General features: G+C 43.8%; 17 protein-coding genes. 8 read left to right on the top strand and 9 right to left on the bottom strand.

The features are described 5' to 3' along the window. The first annotated feature begins 311 nt into the window (after positions 1-311). Positions 312-2,066, top strand: a complete 1,755-nt coding sequence (locus QUA36_RS13875) for a CapA family protein (protein WP_333453910.1) — start codon at positions 312-314, stop codon at positions 2,064-2,066. Between the two features lie 86 nt (positions 2,067-2,152). Here QUA36_RS13875 and QUA36_RS13880 read toward each other — a convergent pair whose 3' ends face one another. Both QUA36_RS13880 and QUA36_RS13885 read right to left on the bottom strand, forming a co-directional pair. Next, positions 2,153-3,244, bottom strand: coding sequence for a PfkB family carbohydrate kinase (locus tag QUA36_RS13880; RefSeq protein WP_333167266.1), 1,092 nt, complete (start codon positions 3,242-3,244; stop codon positions 2,153-2,155). 286 nt (positions 3,245-3,530) lie between these two features. Next, entirely contained in the window at positions 3,531-4,082 is a 552-nt protein-coding gene (locus QUA36_RS13885) for a response regulator (RefSeq protein ID WP_333167264.1), read from the bottom strand. Between the two features lie 198 nt (positions 4,083-4,280). Between QUA36_RS13885 and QUA36_RS13890 the strand changes: the two genes are divergently transcribed. Further along, positions 4,281-5,255, top strand: coding sequence for a lipoyl synthase (locus QUA36_RS13890; protein WP_333458058.1), 975 nt, complete (start codon positions 4,281-4,283; stop codon positions 5,253-5,255). Positions 5,256-5,381: 126 nt separating this feature from the next. After that, on the top strand, positions 5,382-5,528 hold the full coding sequence (locus QUA36_RS13895; protein WP_333107338.1) for a photosystem I protein PsaX: 147 nt from the start codon (positions 5,382-5,384) through the stop codon (positions 5,526-5,528). 295 nt (positions 5,529-5,823) lie between these two features. Here QUA36_RS13895 and QUA36_RS13900 read toward each other — a convergent pair whose 3' ends face one another. Then, positions 5,824-6,189 carry a hypothetical protein gene (locus QUA36_RS13900; protein ID WP_333458060.1) on the bottom strand — a complete coding sequence of 122 codons (366 nt, stop codon included), beginning with the start codon at positions 6,187-6,189 and terminating at the stop codon, positions 5,824-5,826. Between the two features lie 78 nt (positions 6,190-6,267). Between QUA36_RS13900 and QUA36_RS13905 the strand changes: the two genes are divergently transcribed. Continuing rightward, the gene (locus QUA36_RS13905; protein WP_333458062.1) at positions 6,268-6,861 is read left to right on the top strand and encodes a DJ-1/PfpI family protein; all 594 of its coding nucleotides are present in this window, start codon (positions 6,268-6,270) and stop codon (positions 6,859-6,861) included. Positions 6,862-7,134: 273 nt separating this feature from the next. Here QUA36_RS13905 and QUA36_RS13910 read toward each other — a convergent pair whose 3' ends face one another. Next, positions 7,135-8,025: a sugar ABC transporter permease gene (locus tag QUA36_RS13910; protein WP_333455719.1), complete on the bottom strand. Its 891-nt coding sequence runs from the start codon at positions 8,023-8,025 to the stop codon at positions 7,135-7,137. A gap of 59 nt (positions 8,026-8,084) precedes the next feature. Between QUA36_RS13910 and QUA36_RS13915 the strand changes: the two genes are divergently transcribed. The 3 genes from QUA36_RS13915 to QUA36_RS13925 all read left to right on the top strand — a co-directional run bounded on the left by QUA36_RS13915 (position 8,085) and on the right by QUA36_RS13925 (position 10,564). Then, positions 8,085-8,660, top strand: coding sequence for a GNAT family protein (locus tag QUA36_RS13915; protein WP_333167253.1), 576 nt, complete (start codon positions 8,085-8,087; stop codon positions 8,658-8,660). 130 nt (positions 8,661-8,790) lie between these two features. After that, positions 8,791-9,462, top strand: a complete 672-nt coding sequence (gene purN, locus QUA36_RS13920; protein ID WP_333455721.1) for a phosphoribosylglycinamide formyltransferase — start codon at positions 8,791-8,793, stop codon at positions 9,460-9,462. Then, a complete protein-coding gene (locus QUA36_RS13925) occupies positions 9,455-10,564 on the top strand; it encodes a class I SAM-dependent methyltransferase (protein ID WP_333458065.1) in 1,110 nt (369 codons plus the stop codon). The genes purN and QUA36_RS13925 overlap by 8 nt, the downstream gene beginning before the upstream one ends. Positions 10,565-10,682: 118 nt before the next feature. Here QUA36_RS13925 and QUA36_RS13930 read toward each other — a convergent pair whose 3' ends face one another. From QUA36_RS13930 to rlmN, 5 genes are all read right to left on the bottom strand, one after another. Beyond that, entirely contained in the window at positions 10,683-11,831 is a 1,149-nt protein-coding gene (locus tag QUA36_RS13930; RefSeq protein ID WP_333458067.1) for a Wadjet anti-phage system protein JetD domain-containing protein, read from the bottom strand. 12 nt (positions 11,832-11,843) lie between these two features. After that, on the bottom strand, positions 11,844-15,182 hold the full coding sequence (locus QUA36_RS13935) for an SbcC/MukB-like Walker B domain-containing protein (RefSeq protein WP_333458069.1): 3,339 nt from the start codon (positions 15,180-15,182) through the stop codon (positions 11,844-11,846). Next, positions 15,175-15,759, bottom strand: a complete 585-nt coding sequence (locus tag QUA36_RS13940; RefSeq protein WP_333089358.1) for a DUF4194 domain-containing protein — start codon at positions 15,757-15,759, stop codon at positions 15,175-15,177. Before QUA36_RS13940 ends, QUA36_RS13935 begins: the two co-directional genes overlap by 8 nt. A gap of 13 nt (positions 15,760-15,772) precedes the next feature. Continuing rightward, positions 15,773-17,224, bottom strand: coding sequence for a DUF3375 domain-containing protein (locus QUA36_RS13945; protein ID WP_333458071.1), 1,452 nt, complete (start codon positions 17,222-17,224; stop codon positions 15,773-15,775). 124 nt (positions 17,225-17,348) lie between these two features. Continuing rightward, the gene (gene rlmN / locus QUA36_RS13950; RefSeq protein WP_333458072.1) at positions 17,349-18,458 is read right to left on the bottom strand and encodes a 23S rRNA (adenine(2503)-C(2))-methyltransferase RlmN; all 1,110 of its coding nucleotides are present in this window, start codon (positions 18,456-18,458) and stop codon (positions 17,349-17,351) included. A gap of 349 nt (positions 18,459-18,807) precedes the next feature. On the opposite strand from rlmN, the gene lgt reads away from it, so the two are divergent. Next, positions 18,808-19,701, top strand: coding sequence for a prolipoprotein diacylglyceryl transferase (lgt, locus tag QUA36_RS13955; RefSeq protein ID WP_333458074.1), 894 nt, complete (start codon positions 18,808-18,810; stop codon positions 19,699-19,701). Positions 19,702-19,759: the final 58 nt, after the last annotated feature.

A 19,759-nucleotide genomic window follows, 5' to 3' on the forward strand; every position in this document is an offset into this window, starting at 1 on the left:
TTTGACCGATGTTAATTTGAAGGGGACAATTATGCCGGATAGAAGTGTTTGGGCGATCGACTAAGATAACCGTTAGGAAATATTGTAGTCAGTTAGCAAGCGCCAAAAATCATACTATCTTGTAAAAGTAGGGTCGGATTTAGTTAGGAGCTATAGTGAGAGCGAGTAGACCGTTTCACGCAGGCGCCCTCTGCCAACGTTCTGTTTATTTGTACCCACTTACTTAAGTTAAATCAATCGGTATTTAATGCTGTGCCGCCAAATTTGATATAAGATCGAGCTAAATTTCTAGTGTGAGAGTAGAGGCATTTGTGAGCCAACAAGATATTTTAAATTTAGCAAAAGAAGGCGATGCCAGGGCGATCGCATTTCTGATCAGCCAAGCACTCCAAAGCTTCGGCGTCACGGCTAAAGCCAGCCGGGAAAATGACACCCTGCACCTGCTGCTGGAAGCAGAACATTTGCCTGCAGAAGAAGCCTGTCTCCGAGTCGCAGTCAAAGGGTTGCAGCGGCTGCAACCAAATAACCTTTACTCAGTGACAGTTTACGGGCGGCGCGGCGGCGAGCAATTGCCCGCTTGGACCCAGACGGTAGAATTAAAAAAACGCCCGACTCCCGCAGCCGTGAGTGCATTAGTTGCCGTGAATGCAGCAGTAGCTGCGAGTGCAGCAGTAGCCGCTAGTGTAGCAGCTTCTCCCATTCCTGTGACTTTGCCCAAGCTAGAAAAAACTCAAAATGTCACAACTGCGACCACTCAAACATTAGAAAAATCTCCGCCCCAACCCCTTAAAATCCCAACTCGAAAATCCCCAAATCAAAGGCAGCAAAAGCCATCACCGCAGCCAGAATTAGCAGGCACTAAAACTAAAAAATCAGGGGTGTCAGTCGGTGCTGCGAGTCTAATTCTCGTGCCGATATCCGGCTTTGTTCTGGCTTCTCAACTTTACAAATCCTCAACCACCGCTACTAATAACCCTCTAACGTCAAAGCCTGCGGTACAAGAAGTGAGAGCGACACCAGCACCAGCAGCCTCTGCCAAACCCCTTCCACCTCCAAAACCGCCCTCCCCTGCAGCCAAAAAACCTGCCATTTTGCCCGCCACTGTCAGCATCAAAGCAGTTGGTGACATGATCCCCGGCACAAATTATCCCTACAACAAACTGCCGGCAAAAAAAGAGATGTTATTAGAGTCGGTAAAACCCTACCTCCAAGGAGCTGATATTCTGTTTGGCAATTTTGAAAGCACGATGACCGATTATCCTTACAGTTCCAAAGCAGGCGGCGGACGAATGCTGTTTGCCTTTCGGACGCCTCCGAGTTATGCCAAAATTTTCAAAGATGTTGGTTTTGATATTTTGAATGTTGCCAACAATCACTCTTACGATTTTAACGAGCAGGGATTTAATGACACAATTAAAAACATCGACAGCAATGGCATGAAGGCTGTTGGTAAAAGAGATCAAATTGTGTATCAAAATGTCAAGGGCGTCAATTTTGCCTTTATCGGTTTCAGCAACTACGGCGAAGTTCACAATTCCTTGCTGGAACTGAAAGCGGGAGCCGAAGTTGTCAAAAAAGCCAAGCAAAACGCTGATATTGTAGTGATATCAGTTCATGCTGGAGCTGAAGGAACGGGAGCTCTGAATGTGAGAAATAAAACTGAATTCTTTTACGGAGAAAACCGGGGAAATATGGTTTTGTTTTCGCGGACGATGATTGATGCGGGAGCCGATTTGATTCTGGGCCACGGCCCGCACGTTACCAGAGCTATGGAGCTTTATAAAGGTAAATTGATTGCTTATTCCCTGGGAAATTTTTTGGGTTATCGCACTTTGTCTTCAGCAGGAGCACTCGGTCAATCTCTAATTTTGGATGTGAAAATGACTCCGCAAGGGGATTTTGTTTCTGGTAAGATTATCCCCGTCCAACTTGACGGGCGAGGTATTCCGGCTGTTGATAACAAATTTAGGACTGTGGGGTTGATTAACCGTTTGACAAAGAGCGATTTTCCCAATAGCGGTTTGACAATTGATGACAAGGGGCAAATTTTGAAAAAGAGTAAGTAGTCGTTAGTCAGTAGTCATTAGTCAGTAGTCATTAGTCATTAGTCAGTTGGTAGCGGGCACTCACAGGCACCGCCCCTACCTACTGCCTACTGACTGCTCATTTCTTTCAAAGCTTCTTTCATTTCGTCTGCTGTCGTCGTTGCCGTACCGAATTGACGCACGACAATACTAGCCGCCAAATTTCCCAAAACTGCCGCTTCCCAACCAGATGCACCGACGCACAAAGCTAAAGTCATTGCTGCTACAACTGTATCTCCAGCACCGGTTACGTCGAATACATCAGTCTTGTTAAAAGGGGGAATGTCCCAACTTTGAAGGGCAAATTCCCCCTTTTCACAAATGGATGTTGGAGGGGGTGAATTTTTGATTTCTTCGCCGTTGGCCCTTTCAAACAAAGTCATCCCTTCTTCGCCGCGAGTAATCAGGATTTTTTGAGCTTGAGTTAAGTTCAATAAATCGCGTCCTGCTTGCATTAAAGTTTGAGGGTTTTTGATAGCATATCCGACGGCTTGCTCGGCTTCTGGCAAGTTCGGAGTAAATAACATTGCTCCAGAATATCGCTGCAAATTTATTTGAGCGTCTACAATTGTTTTGCCGGGAACCACTGCCGATTCGATCGCCAAATTCGTCCAAACTCCGTCGCCGTAGTCGGAACAAACCACTGCATCTACTGTCGGTATTTGCTGCCGGATGTAGTCTGCCAGTTGCAACTGCAAATCTAAATCCGGCAACTCGTCCGATTTGCGATCGACTCGGACAATCTGCTGAGTCACTGACTGCCGCGCGTGCCCGGAAATTCGAGTTTTGGTGACAGTTGGACGCTGCGAATCGATTAAAATCCCACCCGTATCAATTCCCGCCGCCTCAAAAATACCGCACAAAGCCTTTCCCTGGTCGTCTTTTCCCACCAAACCAGCAACTTTTACTTTGCCTCCCAGTTTGGCTAAATTATAGACAGCATTTGCGCCACCTCCTGGTACTTGCTGAGTATTTTCGTAGCGCAAAATCAACACAGGTGCTTCGCGGGAAATTCGCTCTACTTGTCCGGTAAGAAACTCGTCCAAGGTCAAATCTCCGATCGCTAATACCTGCGCTTGATCGAAGCAGTCTAATCTTTTCAATAATTGCTCTGTGGAGGCACGCAGTTGAGGCAAAAAATCGGAATAGTCGTTAGTCATTAACCAAAAAAATGAGACTGAGGAGTTGATAATTGAGTGTGGAACGAGCGGGAATTAAAAATCCTAATATAAATTAATAATTAATTTCCTCCCTTGTTTTATTTTTAACTTTTAATTGATTTTCTCACTGGGATTTTGAGAAACCAGTTGCAGGCTGTTGGCGAGCGCACTCGCTCAAACAATTTGGCAAAAAGATGCAGATAAAATCGCAGCCCTTGAGATTCAACTGAAAGTTTCACGGTGTGGAAGTTTCCTTCTACATAAGTGCCTTCAAAAAACAGCAGAATTATTTCAATTTCTGCTTGATGATCGTAATCACCTGACTCATTTGTTTTTTGAGTGCATCAATTTCCGCTTGCATTTTCGCCATTTTCTGAGTCATCGCCTGAATTTCGGCGGCGCCCGCTCCAGAGGTGGTTGCAGCCGCAGCGGCTGGGGCTTCCGGCACTGGTTTCTTTTTGGCCAGTACCATCGCCGATTTGATTGCCTCGGTTAGCTGCTTCTTCTCAAACGGTTTGGCGATGAATGCAAAAAAATGCTTCTCAAAGGGTTTCGGAATTTTTTCCATCACCTCTTCTTCGCGGCCCGACATGATCACCAAAGGTATCTTAGAAAGCTCAGGATGGGCTTGCACTTTTTGATACACTTCCCAACCGCTGACTTTGGGCAGTAGGAAATCTAACATAATTAGATTTGGCCGGGCTTGACGGATCAGTTTGAGTCCCTCTTCGCCGTCTTTTGCTTCTAGAACTTCAAAGTTACCCTGAGGCAACATCTCTCGGACTCGGACGCGGATGACTTTACTGTCATCGATTACCAAGATTTTTTGACCAGCCACGACTGACTCCTTCAGTAATGAATGAGTGATGATTTGCAACCTTCAGTATATCCCTAACAGAATTCTACCCATAATTCTGGGCGAGTTTAGTTTTGTTGCACCTCGGCGCAATTCTGATTTCGGGTGATACTCCTACAAGTTCAGGGGCTTTGATTTCGGATACGATCGAAGGAATTAACTCAATCGCCACTTAATTTTATGTCGCCCCAAACTCCTAAAACTCCTACTGTCAAAGCAGTTGCCGCCCAAATGCGGGGTGAAATCGAGGCGATGCCGGAGTGGTTGCGTAGGCCCGTTGGCAAAGCTAGCGAACTTTCCCAAGTGCAAAAAATTATCAAACAGCGGCAAATTCACACGATTTGTGAGGAGGGGAGATGTCCCAACCGGGGCGAGTGCTACGCGCAAAAAACGGCGACTTTTTTGTTGATGGGGCCGACTTGCACCCGCGCTTGTGCTTTTTGTCAAGTAGATAAAGGTCATTCTCCGATGCCCCTAGACCCGGAGGAACCGCAAAAGGTGGCCGAGGCTGTGCAGTTGTTGGGTTTGCGGTATGCGGTGCTGACTTCGGTGGCGAGGGATGATTTGCCGGATGGGGGTGCGGGTTGGTTTGCAAGGACGATCGCCCAAATTCGCATTCTCAACCCGCATACTGAAGTTGAGGTACTGACGCCGGATTTTTGGGGGGGAACGGGTAGGGGCGGTGCCCCTGTGCCCGCCCCCGACGGGGAGAATTCCGGCCTCGATGAGTTGCAGCGACACCGGATTCGCACGGTGGTGGAGGCTAAACCGGCTTGTTACAACCACAATATTGAGACGGTGCGTCGCTTGCAAGGGCCGGTGCGGAGGGGGGCTAAGTACGATCGCTCGATCGACGTTCTGCGTATTGTTAAGCAATATGACCCAACTATTCCCACAAAATCCGGTTTGATGTTGGGGCACGGGGAAACAGAAGCCGAGATAGTCGAAGCGATGATTGATTTGCGGGACGCCAAGTGCGATCGGCTCACCCTCGGTCAATACATGAGACCATCTCTAGAGCACCTCCCAGTGCGTAAATACTGGACGCCGACCGAATTTGACCGTTTCGGGTCGATCGCGCGGGAGATGGGGTTTGAGCACGTGCGATCGGGGCCTCTCGTCCGCAGTTCCTACCACGCCGGAGAGAGCGATTGAAACTAATTTGAATTCAACGCGGTATAAACTCCTTGTTACAAAAAATAACTCTAGAGGATTGTGCATAAGTGCGACGCTCTCTGCTATTTGTAAATAGAGTGACATTATGAATTAGGAGCTTTACCTATGGCAGAGATAGCGAAGAACCAATTAAAATCCGAGTCCGTGATGAAAACGGGCAAATTCCCTTACACCTTTCGCGCAGGCTGGTTTCTGTTGCTGTTAGCAATCAATTTTGTGGTTGCAGCCTTTTATTTCCATATCATTGAATAGTTCTGCCAGTTAACTTTTAGCAGACCCTACTGTTCTCGACCTCAACGTCGGAGAGTGGGAGAGAAGGAGAGGGGGAGAGTTTTGAGTTTTGAGTTGGCGAGAATATGACTTCATCCTTCTAACTAATGACTACTGACTTCTTCCCTCTTCCCTCTTCCTTCTTCCCTCTTCCCTCTTCCTTCTGGCTAATGACTAATGACTCCTGACTCCCTACTTTTGCTCAATAATTAATCCGTGTATCCGGGTCGCCCCTTCCTTCTTCCTTCTTCCTTCTTCCTTCTTCCTTCTTCCTTCTCTAGCGATTTCTCGACGCTTCTAGCTTTGACAACCGCTCTTGAATTTTGATAATATCTTGCTTGTTTTCAATTGCCAAAGTTGCTAAATTATCAAACATCGGGTCTCCCGACAGCGTTCTAGGATTTGTGCGACCCGAACCTGAAGGGGAAGGAGACTGAGGTCGGTTAACTCTAGAACTTTGGTTCTGCAAACTGTAGAATTGTCCCCTGAGTTCAGAAATTTGCCCTTCTAATTGAGTAATGCGAAACTCTAATTGACTTGTGGATTGAGCGGGCGTGACAATTGGCGCAACAGCAATCGCTAAGGCGCAAGCCAGACATAAAAGACAGATTGTTACGGCGCGATGGCGAATATTTTTCGGCATAGCTTTAATAATTTAAATTATACCAGTTCTACGATAACAAATCGCCGAGATTTTTTGCCTCTATCAGAAGTAGGTCTTATGACAACTAGGAACGTAGCTATTTTAATGTTCGATGATGTCGAGGTACTGGACTTTGCAGGCCCTTTTGAAGTGTTTTCGGTGACATCAGAATTAAATAAAGGCGATCGACCTTTTGCAGTCTCTACCGTAGCCGAACATCCCGGTGCTGTCAACGCCCGCAATGGTTTGAGTGTAAATCCCGACTGCACCATTTCCGATTGTCCGCCACCGGATATTTTAATTGTACCGGGAGGCCAAGGTACTAGAAAGTTAATCGATAATTCAGCAGTTATTGATTGGATAAAAGATTGTGCGCGAACAGCAGAATTAGTGCTTTCCGTCTGTACGGGTTCGCTGCTTTTGGCAAAAGCTGGCTTGTTGGAAGGTTTGGAAGCAACTACACACCATCAAGTATTGGATTTATTGAGAGAATTAGCTCCCAACACAACTATTATCGAAAATCAGCGATTTGTAGATAATGGCAAAATCATCACCTCTGGGGGAATTGCTGCGGGAATTGATATGTCTTTGCACGTTGTCGGCAAACTTTTGGGTACAGCACAAGCTGAACAAACAGCCAATCACATGGAATATAAAATTGGGAATCGGTAATGGTGAATCTAGTTAATTGCACATTTTATTTGTACGGACACGGCATGAACCCTTAGTGTCAATTTAAGTTTCAAATCCTTTGTATCTCTCGTTTATAGCCGAAATTAGATCCCCCTAAATCCCCCTTAAGAAGGGGGACTTTGACGCTCTTTTTCCCCCCTTCTTAAGGGGGGTTAGGGGGGATCGAGAGGCTTATTAGATGGACAAAAGACTGGTAAATTTGGACGTTAACTTAACACCAATGGGCATTGCCGTGTCCATACCCCTAGCTAATCAAGCATCTTCGCCCCAAACTTTTAGTTGTAAATAAACTAATAGCAAAGCTATAGCCATCAGGAAAGTTGCCGCTGCGGCTGCATAGCCAAAATCAAATTGCGAAAAAGCTTGCTCGTAAATATAATAAACTAGCAAATTAGTAGAGTTCAAAGGGCCGCCACCAGTGATGACATAAACTTGCTCGAAACTCCGCAGGGTAAAAATAGCAGTAGTGACAGTAGCAAATACTAAAGTCGGTCGCAAACCGGGTAAAGTGATGTACAAAAATTGCTGCCAAGCATTAGCTCCATCCAATTCTGCGGCTTCGTAACGATTTACCGGAATTGCTTGCAATCCTGCTAAAAATACTACCATATTAAAGCCTAATTGTTTCCAAACACTGAGCAGAATGATCACGGGCATTGCCCAAACTGTGCTACTCAGCCAAGGAATTGGATTTAAGCCGATCGCACTTAGGGCATTATTCACCGGGCCTTCGGTTTGAAACAACCACCGCCAACCCAAGCCTACTGCAACTAAAGAGGTAATCGAAGGAATAAAATAAGCGGTGCGGAGAGCTCCTCGCCAAGCAAACGAGCGATTTAGCAAAACTGCTAAGCCCAATGGAATCACTAAACTGGGAATGACTGTTGCAGTAGTAAAATAGAGCGTATTTTGGAGAATTTGCCAGAAATCCGGGTTTGTGACTAGACGCCAGTAGTTGTTGAAGCCAATCCAACGCACTCCCGACTGGGTAAAGCTGCCGCTGGTAAAGCTGAGGTAAAATAAATAGGCGATCGGCCAAATCAAAAAAGTACCCAGAAACAGCAAAGCTGGGGCCAGGAAAGTCCAAGCTGCGATCGCATCATTATCCAACCAGTTAAAACGCCCAAATTTAATCCGAACCATTGGCTTGTAAATTTTAGCTTTTAGTTTTAAATGGTATCACAATATAGGTCACTGTCACAATGAACCTTCTCGATATATTAGCTAATTTACCCACTATAGAAACTGAAAGGCTCCTGCTAAGAAAAATTACTTTAGACGATGCAAGCGATATGTTTGAGTATGCCTCAAATCCCGAAGTATCACAATACACAATGTGGTCAACTCACACCTCGATCGAAGACACTAAATACTTTCTCAGGTCACTTACTAAAATGTACAAAAGACGAGAGCTTGTAGATTGGGGAATCGTTCATAAAACCGAGAAAAAGTTTATCGGAACTTGCGGATTTGTGGAATGGAGCATGACGCACAGCCGCGCGGAAATTGGCTACGCACTCTCTAGGAGATATTGGGGAGAAGGATACATGAGCGAGGCTGTTAATGCAGTTATTGAATTTGGCTTTCGGGAGATGTCGCTGAATCGAATTATGGCTCGATGTGAAGTTAACAATATTGCTTCCGCGCGGGTGATGGAGAAAGTGGGAATGCAATTGGAAGGGGTATTGCGACAGCACCTATTTGTGAAAGACCGATATTGGGATTTAAAACTTTATTCTATTATCAGGGAAGAGTTTTTTGAGAATATTGTAGAATAGGAGTGAATCAGTAGATCAGGGAAAAAAATAATATACTTAGGACTTAGGCAATATCTCCATGTAGAGTGCACCGAAGCACATCTTACCCTTTACCTGTATTGTAGAAGACGAGTGAATAGTTTTTATCTTTATGACCGCTAATCCAGTATCTGTTAATTCCAATGCCTGCCTGATTTCTCCTGAGATTGGCAAAAGTGCGCTCGCTCCGACCCATCCTCCATTAAAATTAGGAGTTTTAGCATCTGGAAGCGGCAGCAACTTCGAGGTAATTGCCCAAGCTATCCAAAACAAAGAACTCAACGCTAAAATCCCAGTATTAATTTACAACAACCCCGAAGCCAAAGCCGCAGCCAGAGCAGAAAAATACGGCATTCCCTCGATTCTGCTCAATCACCGCGACTGCAAAAGCCGCGAAGAATTAGATACAAAAATTGTCAAAACTTTTCAAGAATATGATGTAGAATGGGTAGTGATGGCGGGTTGGATGCGAATTGTTACCAAAGTTTTGCTTGATGCTTTTCCCGATCGCGTTATTAACATTCACCCCAGCTTACTGCCGAGTTTCCCAGGAATTCGCGCCGTCGAGCAAGCACTGGCCGCTAAGGTTAAAATCACCGGATGTACGGTGCATATTGCCCGTTTAGAAGTAGACAGCGGGCCGATTTTAATGCAGGCTGCGGTGCCGGTATTGCCTGATGATACCGCAGAAACCCTGCACGCTCGAATTCAGGTGCAAGAGCACAAGATTATGCTCGGTGCGATCGCACTTATTGCTGAATCTAATCAAAAAGATTGTGACTAAAAACCTTACCAGTGCCGCATCTATCCCCGAATTGCCAGTCAGCGAATCACCCGAAACAGGGCCGCCGCTGATAGACTCCAATCGCCTGAAATTAATTCTCAAAGAAAGGCTCAAAAAGAACATCGGCCTCAAGGGAGAATTCTATCTGCCTTGCTTGCCATCAATGCTAGACGACTATCTTAAATTGCTGTCCGACTTCTTAAACATTCTTGGACAAAACATCGACGCTGCCCAAGCCGAAAACTTGCGAACATTAATCGCCAACGCCTTAGCAGAAGGATTCAAAAATTCCCCCCACGCTAATCTAATAGTCTCATATTTTCCCGCCAATTCCCAAAGCGGTTTAGCCGGCGGCATTACTCTGAATACCAAGATTCAAGTCGAATCGATGGCCCAGAAATATCATAGCTGGCCGGATATTCGCCCCGAACCTTTATTCGGCAGCCATCCCGATGCCAAAGTCATCGCCATTGCCGCCGAATTAGGCGAACCGGGAAAAGCACCTATTTTAGATGTTGGTGCCGGCCCAGGGCGCAATAGTTTGCCCTTAGCAAGGTTAGGTCATTCCGTGGATGCGATCGAACTAACACCCATATTTGCCGAGAAACTATCAGCAGCAGCAACCGCCGAAAACTTACCGATAAATGTCACCCAAGGCGACGTTTTAGACCCATTATTGAGGATGAAAACTTATCGGTACAAATTAGCCATTGCTACTGAAGTTCTCTCTCATTTCCGCTACCGCGAACAAATCCGCCTGTTCCTCGGCAAAATGTCTGATGCTGTGTTAAGCGGCGGGTTTATCTTATTCAGCACTTTCTTAGCTGTAGATGGGTACGAACCCGACGAGATGGCAAAACAAATGTCTGAATTGTGTTGGTCTTATCTGATTACCAGAGAAGAATTGCAAGCAGCAATAGAGGGTTTGCCGTTAGAAATTATTTCAGATGAATCTGTGATTGAATACGAACAAAAACATTTGCCTGACTCTGCGTGGCCGCCGACACCTTGGTTTGTCAGTTGGGCTAGCGGGCGCGATTTATTTTCGGTGCAAGAAACACCGCCGTTAGAGTTGCGGTGGATACTTGTTAAACGCTTGTAAAGAGCTGTTTCTTTTATGTGGGCTTATATCATCTCCGGTAGCATCGGAATTATGTAATGCGAGCGGGGCTCACGCGATTTCATCCAAATATATGATTCCGATGCCACCGGAAACGATATTACCGAGCGGTCAAATTATTCAACCGACAAATTACAAAATCCTTCGGTATCTTTTCCTGTTCTAAACGAATTGTTTGCTTGGATAAATCAGCAAATAAATCCTGCTCCTCCGGTGTCAGGTAAGATAAGTTAGCAACCTTGCACAATGTTCCCGGCACAGCAGATTCCTGAAATGTATCGAAAGTTTCTCGATCCATCATAACAGAAATTGTTTGATAAAAATAAGACCTTAACTTCGCAAGAATCTGGAACCCTTGGGCATCCAAATCGCCCCAGTAAATTATTTGGCAATGCATTAGCAACTCAACATCTTTTAAAATAGCTACCTTAAAGCCCTCTCCCCACAGCGCAAAGCTGTTGCTTAAATCAGGTAATGTGCGAAAATTCATCAGATTCTCAGTAATAATAAAGCGGTATCCTTGAAGATTGCGACGTTCAAAATCCGAAATGAGTATGCTCATCTCCGAGGTGCTAATGCCATACTTCACCTGTAGGTTTTGATCCAAAGCTCTGATAGTTACCGATGGCTCAGCATATCGCAAACCAAATCGCTTTTCAAAATCATTTTCTTCTTGATTAATAGCATCATCTGGCAGGATAGCTGACAGCAATTCATTTAGAATACCTTGATTTTGTTCGATGAACTTAGTGTGAACATTTATCGGTAGTTCGCGAAGATAAAGGTGGGGTTTGGGATTGTTTTGGAAATACAGGCATACGCGCAATAAATTATCCCACTTTCCTAAGTGCTTGATTACTTTTTTAGGATTTTGACTGAGCCAGATATTCAATTCAGGGAATTCATTTCTCATCCTTGCTACAGCTTTTTTAAAATCCGCCACTTCGGATTCCTTATTCACGAATTTGAGATAATCTGTCTCGGTTTCAAATATAATTCTGGATGGTAACGACTGCATATCAAAGCGAGTTTTCCGCCGTATCGACTCAACTTGATACCCGTACCCAACGCAATGTTTTGAGCCTTTCTTAAGTTGCTCAACAGCATCTCTTAGCTTCTGGAAGTCGTCGGGAATTGTGCGACCTGCCGTAAAATCTCGCGGGAAAAAAGGTTCTGCCTGGAGCAAGGATTGCAGGAAGGGAATATATAGTCGATCGGCTTTCTTTCTGATTTCGTCGGGTGTAATCATAAACAGACACAGTTAATTTGAAGCCATTTGTTTTAGACGCAGCTTTTCTAGGGATATATTATAAACCTTGGAGTCGTTCTCTTCACGGCTGTTTTCAACATAGTAAGCAGAGCCTACATAATCCTCAACAACGTAGATTTTGTCTTTGGGCGTAACTACCAGAAGCTGAAGATTTAATTGTTTAAATAACTCCATTGCATACTTTGCATTTTCTTCATCTAACTTGCTAAAAGCTTCATCAATGACCACCAGACGAAATGACTCAGATTTTGTTTTATCTTGTACTAATCCGAATTGATGGGCAATAGCTGACGCTAGGATGGTGTAGGCTAATTTAGCCTTTTGCCCGCCCGATTTTCCAGAGGAATCGGAGTAATATTCCTTCTGAGTGTGGTCATCTTTATTTCTGACGCTGACTGAGAAATTAAGCCAATTACGCACATCGGTGACTCTTGCTCTCCACGGCTCATCTGACTTGAGGCGATCGATCAGCTCTTTAATTTTTTTAAAGCTAGCTTCGTCAGCTTCAGAAGTTTGCTCAACGCCTACATCACGATAGCACAACGCCTTCAATTGATTTTTAAATTCCTTAATTTGGGTGTCTCGGTTAATTTCCGATTGGACTTGTATATAAGTCGAGTCTGTATACTCAATCACTTTTAAGGATTGATTTATCTCGTAAATTTTTTGTTTAATTTCACTTTCCCAGTCTTCTAACGCCTCTTTAAAATTAGAAATAGCGTCACTAATTTTCCGATCTAGCAGTTCTTTAAACTTTTGTTCCTGTGCGGGTAAACCATCTATTTCTATCCTTTGTAGCATCTTTTTGAACTCAGGAATCGCTTCTAATGATGCGTCAACATTGGCAGTTTCTTCGGGATACTCTCGCTTGTAACTATCCATCTGTTTGTCAATGCTTCTTTCCAAAGAAGTTAACTTGCTATTTGCGTCGTTTATGTGACTCTGGTAAGACTCATTTACTTCAGATTCCGAAGGATGGATGTTAGCGAGGGTCAGACTTTGATTTTTGAGACTCTCTTCAATTTTAGGAGTATAAGTCTGAATCTTTTCGGATGTGCATGATGTCGATCGCCTGTCGCATTCATCCCTCTGTTGTTGGTAAGCGTCGATATCGCGATCGAGATTAGCAATTTTTTTGTCAGCGCCAGTTTTATCTGCTTCCTTTTTCTGAATGTCAGCGCTGACAGCAGCTAGTGTTCTTTTCAAGTCATTTAGGCGATCGCAACTTTCCTCTAACTCCTGCTTTTGCTCTACTAGCTTTTGCTTCTTGCTAGCCTCCGGTTTCCAGTCGATCGCAGAAAAATCATTGAATTCCAATAACTTTTCTAGCAGCTTCTTTTGATGGTCGCACTCTTCTTGTGCTGTTTCAATCTCCTTGATCGCTTTTTCTACTATATCAATCTCTGCTTTACGCTCATTCAGTTTAGCTTCACAATCCTTGATTTTCTCAGAATTGTCCCATCCCAAAATATATTGACTTTTGTCGTTGATTCGATGGCGATCGTCTTTTTCATGTCTATTCCCCTTTTTTATCAAGCCATTTTTTCTAATAGCATAATTCTCCCGCTCGAACCTATCTAAATCTTCACAACAGATGCAGCTACCAAATGTGTTTAATAAATCATTAGTCAGCCAAGTAATATATTCATTATCACGTTTAATGTCCAATTTATTAAACAAGGAATTCTTATCTAAGTTTCTAGTTTCCTGATGTAAATTTTTAGTGGAAAGTTTCTCATAAACTACGCGACGACCCAGATTAGTTCGATCGACATATTTAGTGAATTTATGGTAATGCCTTTCAGGAACTAGGAGTCGCAGTCCAAAGTTGTGCAGCAGTTTTTCGATTGCCCCTTCCCACTCGCCTTCTCCATCCTTTACCTTCAGCAGTTCGCCGACAAAAGGAATTTCTTCCTCAGCAATTTCCGCCTCAGCAATTTCCAAAGCAGTTAATATTTTTTTTCTTAGTTGGACGTTTACACCGGGAATCTGATTTTTTCGCTGTTTTAAAGATTGCAGTTCTTTGTCTAACTCAGTGTAAATATTTTCACGTTGTTTCTTCTTACTTGTTTCCTCATCGCGTTGACTTCTTAATTTTGTGATTTCTTCGGTAACAGTTTTTTGCCTTTCCTCCGCCTGGATTGCAGAACTATTAAATGTATCCCGGTCACTGTAAGCTGGAAATCCTATACCTTCAGCAATTTGATTATATTTTTTGGCTGCTATTTTATAATTATAGATCCGTTCCTCTAAAGTCTTAATTGCCTGTTCTAAATCTTTTATTTGCCGTCCTTTATCGTCATTTTCAATGTCTAATTTTAAATTTAGCTCTTGCTGTCGCAAGCGTTTTAAAGCCCCATTTATTTCTACTAAATCCTGGTTTGCTTGAGTATGTTCCTGTTGTTTGTCTACAATTACTGTTTGCAACAAACCTATTTTACGCTGAGCAAAATAGGCAGGAACAACTCGTAATACTTCCTTCACTTGATCCAGATTTCGCTTGACATTTTCGTAGTTGTCAGAATCAGCAATTAGCGGTCTTAAAATCTCTATCTGTTTCTTTGCTTTCTGCATTGCTTCATGGGAACAAGTTAAATCTTCATAATATTTAGTTAGCTTTTGTATTTCCTCCTCAAGATTAATTTTGTCCAGCATATGACCGCGCACAAACTCATTTAATTCTCCAATTTCTTTGATGCTGACTGTCTGATTGAATAAATCGAAAGCTTTTTCAGATTCCACACCAAAGGTTTTGCGAAAGTGTTTGCTGTAGTCAACAAATGTGTCAAATATTTCTATCTTTGGTTGCAATAAAGAGGCTAATTGCTTTTTTAATTCTGGGAAGTTTTCAAAATTATTGAAGTGCTCGGCGATGCTGAGTTTACCAGCAGCAACCACAAACAACTTTTCAACTTTCTCTTTTACACACAAAACCTGAGCCAAGGTGACTTTCTGTTCGCATCCTTTGTTATAGAAATAAGCGAGTAAAACTGAATAATCATCTTTGGTACGCAGGTACTTCGGTTTAGATTTGTGGTCATCTTCACTTTTAATTGTGCTGTAAGCTCCGAGTACATAGGTCTTTTCATCTCGCTCTCGCTTTCGCTTTTCCGAACCTGAAGCCAAGTTATAATTCCGCTTTCTACTGGGCACCAGCAATGTCAGCAGTGCATCAACCAACGTCGATTTACCCGAACCATTAGCCCCCGTGAGCAAGGAAGTGTAACCGCATGGGGCGATCGTACCCTGACTAAAAGTTCCCCAGTTTAATACTTCAAGCCGATGCAAGCGGTATCCAGCTTTGGAATTGTCTGGTTCAAATTCAAGCATTAGATTTGCCATGTGCTTTTAACTCTTCTTTGATTTCCTTCAATTTGTCAGCGGGAATTTTAGCTTTGAGGATGCGGCGAACCTCATATTCGCCTTCTGTACCCTTTAACTCTTTTAAAAAGTGCAACTTGACGGCTCGATCGATCGTACTGTCAAATTTTTTCACAAGCTGTACGTCATTAGTTTGCTCTTGAAAAAACGGACGCATTAAATCGTGAATTTTATATTTAGACAGAATGCAGCGAGTGGAATTAGAGGTGCTGGCCTCAAATTCTAGCAATTCCTCGCGCAATAAAACACATAGTATCGTAACTTCCCAACTCAGGGCAACTCTCCTAACCAGCCTGGGAAGTGTTTTTGCTTGCTCGTCGTCATCCTCGCGATCGGGCTGCTGTAAATAAGCATACCCTTCTTTTTCATCTAAATAAACTGTCACGCCAATTTTCCCGAAGTATTCTTTGACGTTTCGTTCGTTGTTCAATAGCAGACCCCAATCACTGTCATCCTCATACAGAATACCTTGTAGTAATTTGATGATTGCTGGTGCGTAGGGTGCTATAAGGTCGTTTTCTATCATAAATTTGCTGTGCTTATCTTTTAAAAATAACTTGCGGCAGTGTCAGGTGCATGAGGTTTTCCTTATTGTAACTGGCGATGTCTATGCGATCGCTCGCGGAGTCATCGATCGCGTGTTTTCGATCGCCCGAAGCGATCGCCAAATAAGCAATAACTTCAGGTAAACCGTTTTCCACCGGATACCTCTCAATTATTTCAGCTAGCGTTACCTGATGTTGACTTTCCAACATTGCAGCAATCCGCTGCTTCAATACTTCCTCATCCACATAACAATAATTTCGGAGTTCCTCAAGTTTCTTCCTCGATAAATCGCCATTTTCCTCGCTAAAATTGTAGCTTTTAAATATTCGCTCTTCTGTGGGTTTCCATCTCGGTCTGTCCATCACCATTTGCACTTCCGGGTCGCCTTCTATCCAGATAAATTCCTCAGTTTCTGGAGGATTCTCCACCACGGTAAGTGCTAATTTTTTAATTTGGGCAATCAGTTCTTTCACTCGCCTGTTCTCTGCGATATGCTGTTCTGCCAGCGTTTTTCGCAACTGTTCGGCAAGACGATAATTTGATTTAATAATTTTGTCGCTAGCTTTAATTAGACTGCGTTTAATTATTCGTAGTATGGGATTTTTTTTACCCAAATCATGAAGTTCTGGCAAGCCATATACCCCATCAATCATTTTTTCCAATTCTTCCTGTTTGGAAGGATCTGCCAGAAAATTTCGGAAGGCATAGAAGCTGCGCCCCTGATCGGATTTTCTAATTTCTTCATCGGCATCAATTACCTGTGCGACAACTAAACCCTTTCCCCCCTCCTCTTTTAGCTGTGCCTTTTTCACTTTGTCCGTGATTGCTTTAAAATTTTGCTCGACTTCTCCAAAGTCAGCAAGCAGCCGACGCGCCACATCATTAGCTTTAAGAAACCACTCTTTGAGCTTAGCTTCGCTGTAGCGCTCAACCTCACCAGTTTGTTCGATGGTGTCGATTTCTTTCTGAATGGCTGCTTTTTGTTTTTCTAATTCCTCCAAACGCACTGCTGGATCTTCTGTACTTTTAGTGACAATTTCTTTGAGCAGTGCAAATATCTCTAAAAACTGGGATTCAGTGCCAATAAACTCTCTCCTCTTCAAATCTTCCAGCCAACCAATCGCCCGATTAGTACCCGGTGCAAGTTCAAAAACTGGATCGTCATTTTTTGTTAAATAATATTTCTTCAAGAACTGATGATCGCTATTGCACCAGGTGTCCAGGTAAGTCTGTGCTTTCCTACAATATCGTTCTGGTTCATGTTCGCGCAGCTTCTCTAAATAATTTTCAAGTTTTTCTACGAGTTCTGATTGGAAAACGGTAATCTTATCTGAAGACTTGAACTGTAGATATAAAAAACTAATAATTAATGGTGCATTGTCAATTCTTAAAAGATTGAGACTAGGCTCATTTTTTAAGTCATATTCTATGCTGTCATGTTCCATATTTAAAGGATTATATTAACAATTTAATTGTCTTAAAGCTTGAAATTCAGTATTTACGAGTATGAGTTATGAGTGCTAGTAAATTTATTTTACCGCACACTGCATAACTCATAACTCTTGAAACTTAAACCTCGGATGCCCGCAATTGTCCGCAGGCTGCATCTGCTTCTAAGCCGCGAGAATACCGCACGCTAACTGCAATTTTCTTTTCCTTCAAAGTCGCAACGAAACTGTTAATTCGATTGGGAGTCGGTCGCTGATATTCAGCTTCCTGAATCGGATTGTAAGGAATCAAATTGACGTGACACTGAAAACCGCGCAAGTGAGTTGCTAACTCGGCTGCGTGTTCCGGTAAGTCATTCACACCTGCTAAAAGTACGTATTCAAAACTCAATCTGCGTCCAGTCGATCGCACATATTCCCGACATTCTGCGATTAACTCACCCAAAGGATAAGGGCGGGCGCTAGGAATTAACTCTTCGCGCAATCTTTGATTGGAAGCGTGGAGGCTGACGGCGAGGGTAACTTGCAGTTGATGTTCGGCTAGTTGGCTGATGCGATTGCGAATTCCTACTGTAGAAATGGTGATGTTTCGCTGTCCAATTCCTACATCTTGATTCAAACACTTGACAGCAGCTACAACATTATCGAAATTCAGCAGGGGTTCGCCCATTCCCATAAATACGATGTGGCTGACTCTGCGGCCGAAATCTTGCTGTACAGTCAAGACTTGATCGACGATTTCGTGTTTTTCTAAATTGCGCTTGAAACCGCCTTTTCCGGTAGCGCAAAAGTCGCATCCCATCGCGCAGCCCACTTGGGCTGAGACGCACACAGTCAGGCGTTTATCGGTGGGAATGCCTACTGTTTCAATGATTTGACCGTCTGCCAATTTTAAGAGATACTTTACCGTGGCGTCTGGTGCGACCGATCGATAATGAATGGTCGATCGCCCGATCGGAATTTTAGCAACAGTCTCGCGCCACTGTTTCGAGAATACAGAAATGTCAGAGATCGATCGCGCACCTCTCTCATAAATCCACTGGTACAATTGCTTTCCGCGATAAGCCGGTTGTCCCTGCTGCTGCACCCACTCCGTTAACTCAGCTAAACTCGCCCCCAACAAGGGCGGAATTTTACCCGACTCAACAGCCAAAGCAGCAGTCTTGCGAGACTGATTCGCACCCTTGGAATTACCAGAAGAGTACACCTGAGAAACGGAAGTAGGAGACATAGGTCATCAGAAAATTTAAAGCCATCCTCCATATTAAAACTTATCGACCAAAACTGCCGTTAATCCTCAAAAAGGCGAAGTCTCGATCCCCCTAAATCCCCTTTAAGAAGGGGAGTAGGGGTTGACTTTGAGAATAATCCGGTTCCCCCTTTTTGAAAGGGGGTTAGGGGGTATCTTATTGTGGACTCACAAAGAAAAGTCCAGACACCAATGTCCGCAACAAAGTTAATTTTTGGCAAAATTCCCCAAATATTGCGTGTAAATGACCGCAGCCACCTAAAATAAACTCTGGAGTTTGTTAAAGGGTATGCAAATTTGACAGCTTTCCATCACAATTAATGCAACTTTTATGGTGCTAAATATTCTTGCGCTGCCTTTAGGCTTTCAATTTACATCGCCGGGCCCAATTATCTTTCAACTCGGCCCCGTCACCATCCGCTGGTACGGGCTGTTGATAGCTTCTGCCGTCTTGATTGGGGTCAGTCTGTCCCAATACTTGGCCCAAAAACGCCGCGTCAACCCGGAATTGCTGGGTGATTTGGCAATTTGGCTGGTTCTGGGCGCTATTCCCTGTGCTCGAATTTATTACGTGGCTTTCGAGTGGCCGCAATACGCCCAGAGACCTGAAGATATTATTGCGATTTGGAAAGGCGGAATTGCCATTCACGGGGCGATTTTGGGTGGCACGATCGCAGCTTTAATTTTTGCTAAAATTCAGCGAGTTTCTTTTTGGCAATTGGCAGATTTAATCGCGCCTTCGGCAATTCTTGGTCAGGCGATCGGACGCTGGGGAAATTTCTTTAATTCGGAAGCTTTTGGCAGTCCTACTGATTTGCCTTGGAAACTATATATTCCGCCAAATAGCCGCCCGCCCGCCTACGCTAATTTTGAATATTTCCACCCCACATTTCTATATGAATCCCTGTGGAATCTGACAGTATTTGGGTTGCTTCTGACTTTATTTTTCCGCGATTTGCAGGGCAAAATTCGCTTGAAAACAGGTGCTTTATTTTTGGTTTATATCGCAGCTTACAGTTCCGGTAGAGTATGGATTGAAGGGTTGCGAACTGATAGTTTGATGTTCGGACCGCTGCGGACGGCACAGATGGTAAGCTTGACTGGGATTGTTTTAGGGTTGGGCGGGTTAGCTTGGCTTTATTTGCTCGATCGACCTTTACCCGATGTTGTCTCCCCGAATAGCGATCGGGCAAAGATCACTCCGAAATTGCCAGAGGATCAATAAAAAACCCCAGAGAGGTTAGTCTCTAGGGTTCAAAACCAGGGTGCATCTACCATCCCTT

The organism is Microcoleus sp. Pol10D4, from assembly GCF_036701555.1.
In the GTDB taxonomy this organism is placed as follows: domain Bacteria; phylum Cyanobacteriota; class Cyanobacteriia; order Cyanobacteriales; family Microcoleaceae; genus Microcoleus.

Coding starts and splice junctions, on each gene's coding strand:
- purN (WP_333455721.1), top strand. CDS start 8,791: ATGACCGCTAATCCAGTATCTGTTAATTCCAATGCCTGCCTGATTTCT.
- QUA36_RS13940 (WP_333089358.1), bottom strand. CDS start 15,759: ATGATAGAAAACGACCTTATAGCACCCTACGCACCAGCAATCATCAAA.
- QUA36_RS13890 (WP_333458058.1), top strand. CDS start 4,281: ATGTCGCCCCAAACTCCTAAAACTCCTACTGTCAAAGCAGTTGCCGCC.
- QUA36_RS13915 (WP_333167253.1), top strand. CDS start 8,085: ATGAACCTTCTCGATATATTAGCTAATTTACCCACTATAGAAACTGAA.
- rlmN (WP_333458072.1), bottom strand. CDS start 18,458: ATGTCTCCTACTTCCGTTTCTCAGGTGTACTCTTCTGGTAATTCCAAG.
- QUA36_RS13930 (WP_333458067.1), bottom strand. CDS start 11,831: ATGATTACACCCGACGAAATCAGAAAGAAAGCCGATCGACTATATATT.
- QUA36_RS13900 (WP_333458060.1), bottom strand. CDS start 6,189: ATGCCGAAAAATATTCGCCATCGCGCCGTAACAATCTGTCTTTTATGT.
- QUA36_RS13880 (WP_333167266.1), bottom strand. CDS start 3,244: ATGACTAACGACTATTCCGATTTTTTGCCTCAACTGCGTGCCTCCACA.
- QUA36_RS13945 (WP_333458071.1), bottom strand. CDS start 17,224: ATGGAACATGACAGCATAGAATATGACTTAAAAAATGAGCCTAGTCTC.
- QUA36_RS13905 (WP_333458062.1), top strand. CDS start 6,268: ATGACAACTAGGAACGTAGCTATTTTAATGTTCGATGATGTCGAGGTA.
- QUA36_RS13895 (WP_333107338.1), top strand. CDS start 5,382: ATGGCAGAGATAGCGAAGAACCAATTAAAATCCGAGTCCGTGATGAAA.
- QUA36_RS13935 (WP_333458069.1), bottom strand. CDS start 15,182: ATGCTTGAATTTGAACCAGACAATTCCAAAGCTGGATACCGCTTGCAT.
- lgt (WP_333458074.1), top strand. CDS start 18,808: ATGGTGCTAAATATTCTTGCGCTGCCTTTAGGCTTTCAATTTACATCG.
- QUA36_RS13910 (WP_333455719.1), bottom strand. CDS start 8,025: ATGGTTCGGATTAAATTTGGGCGTTTTAACTGGTTGGATAATGATGCG.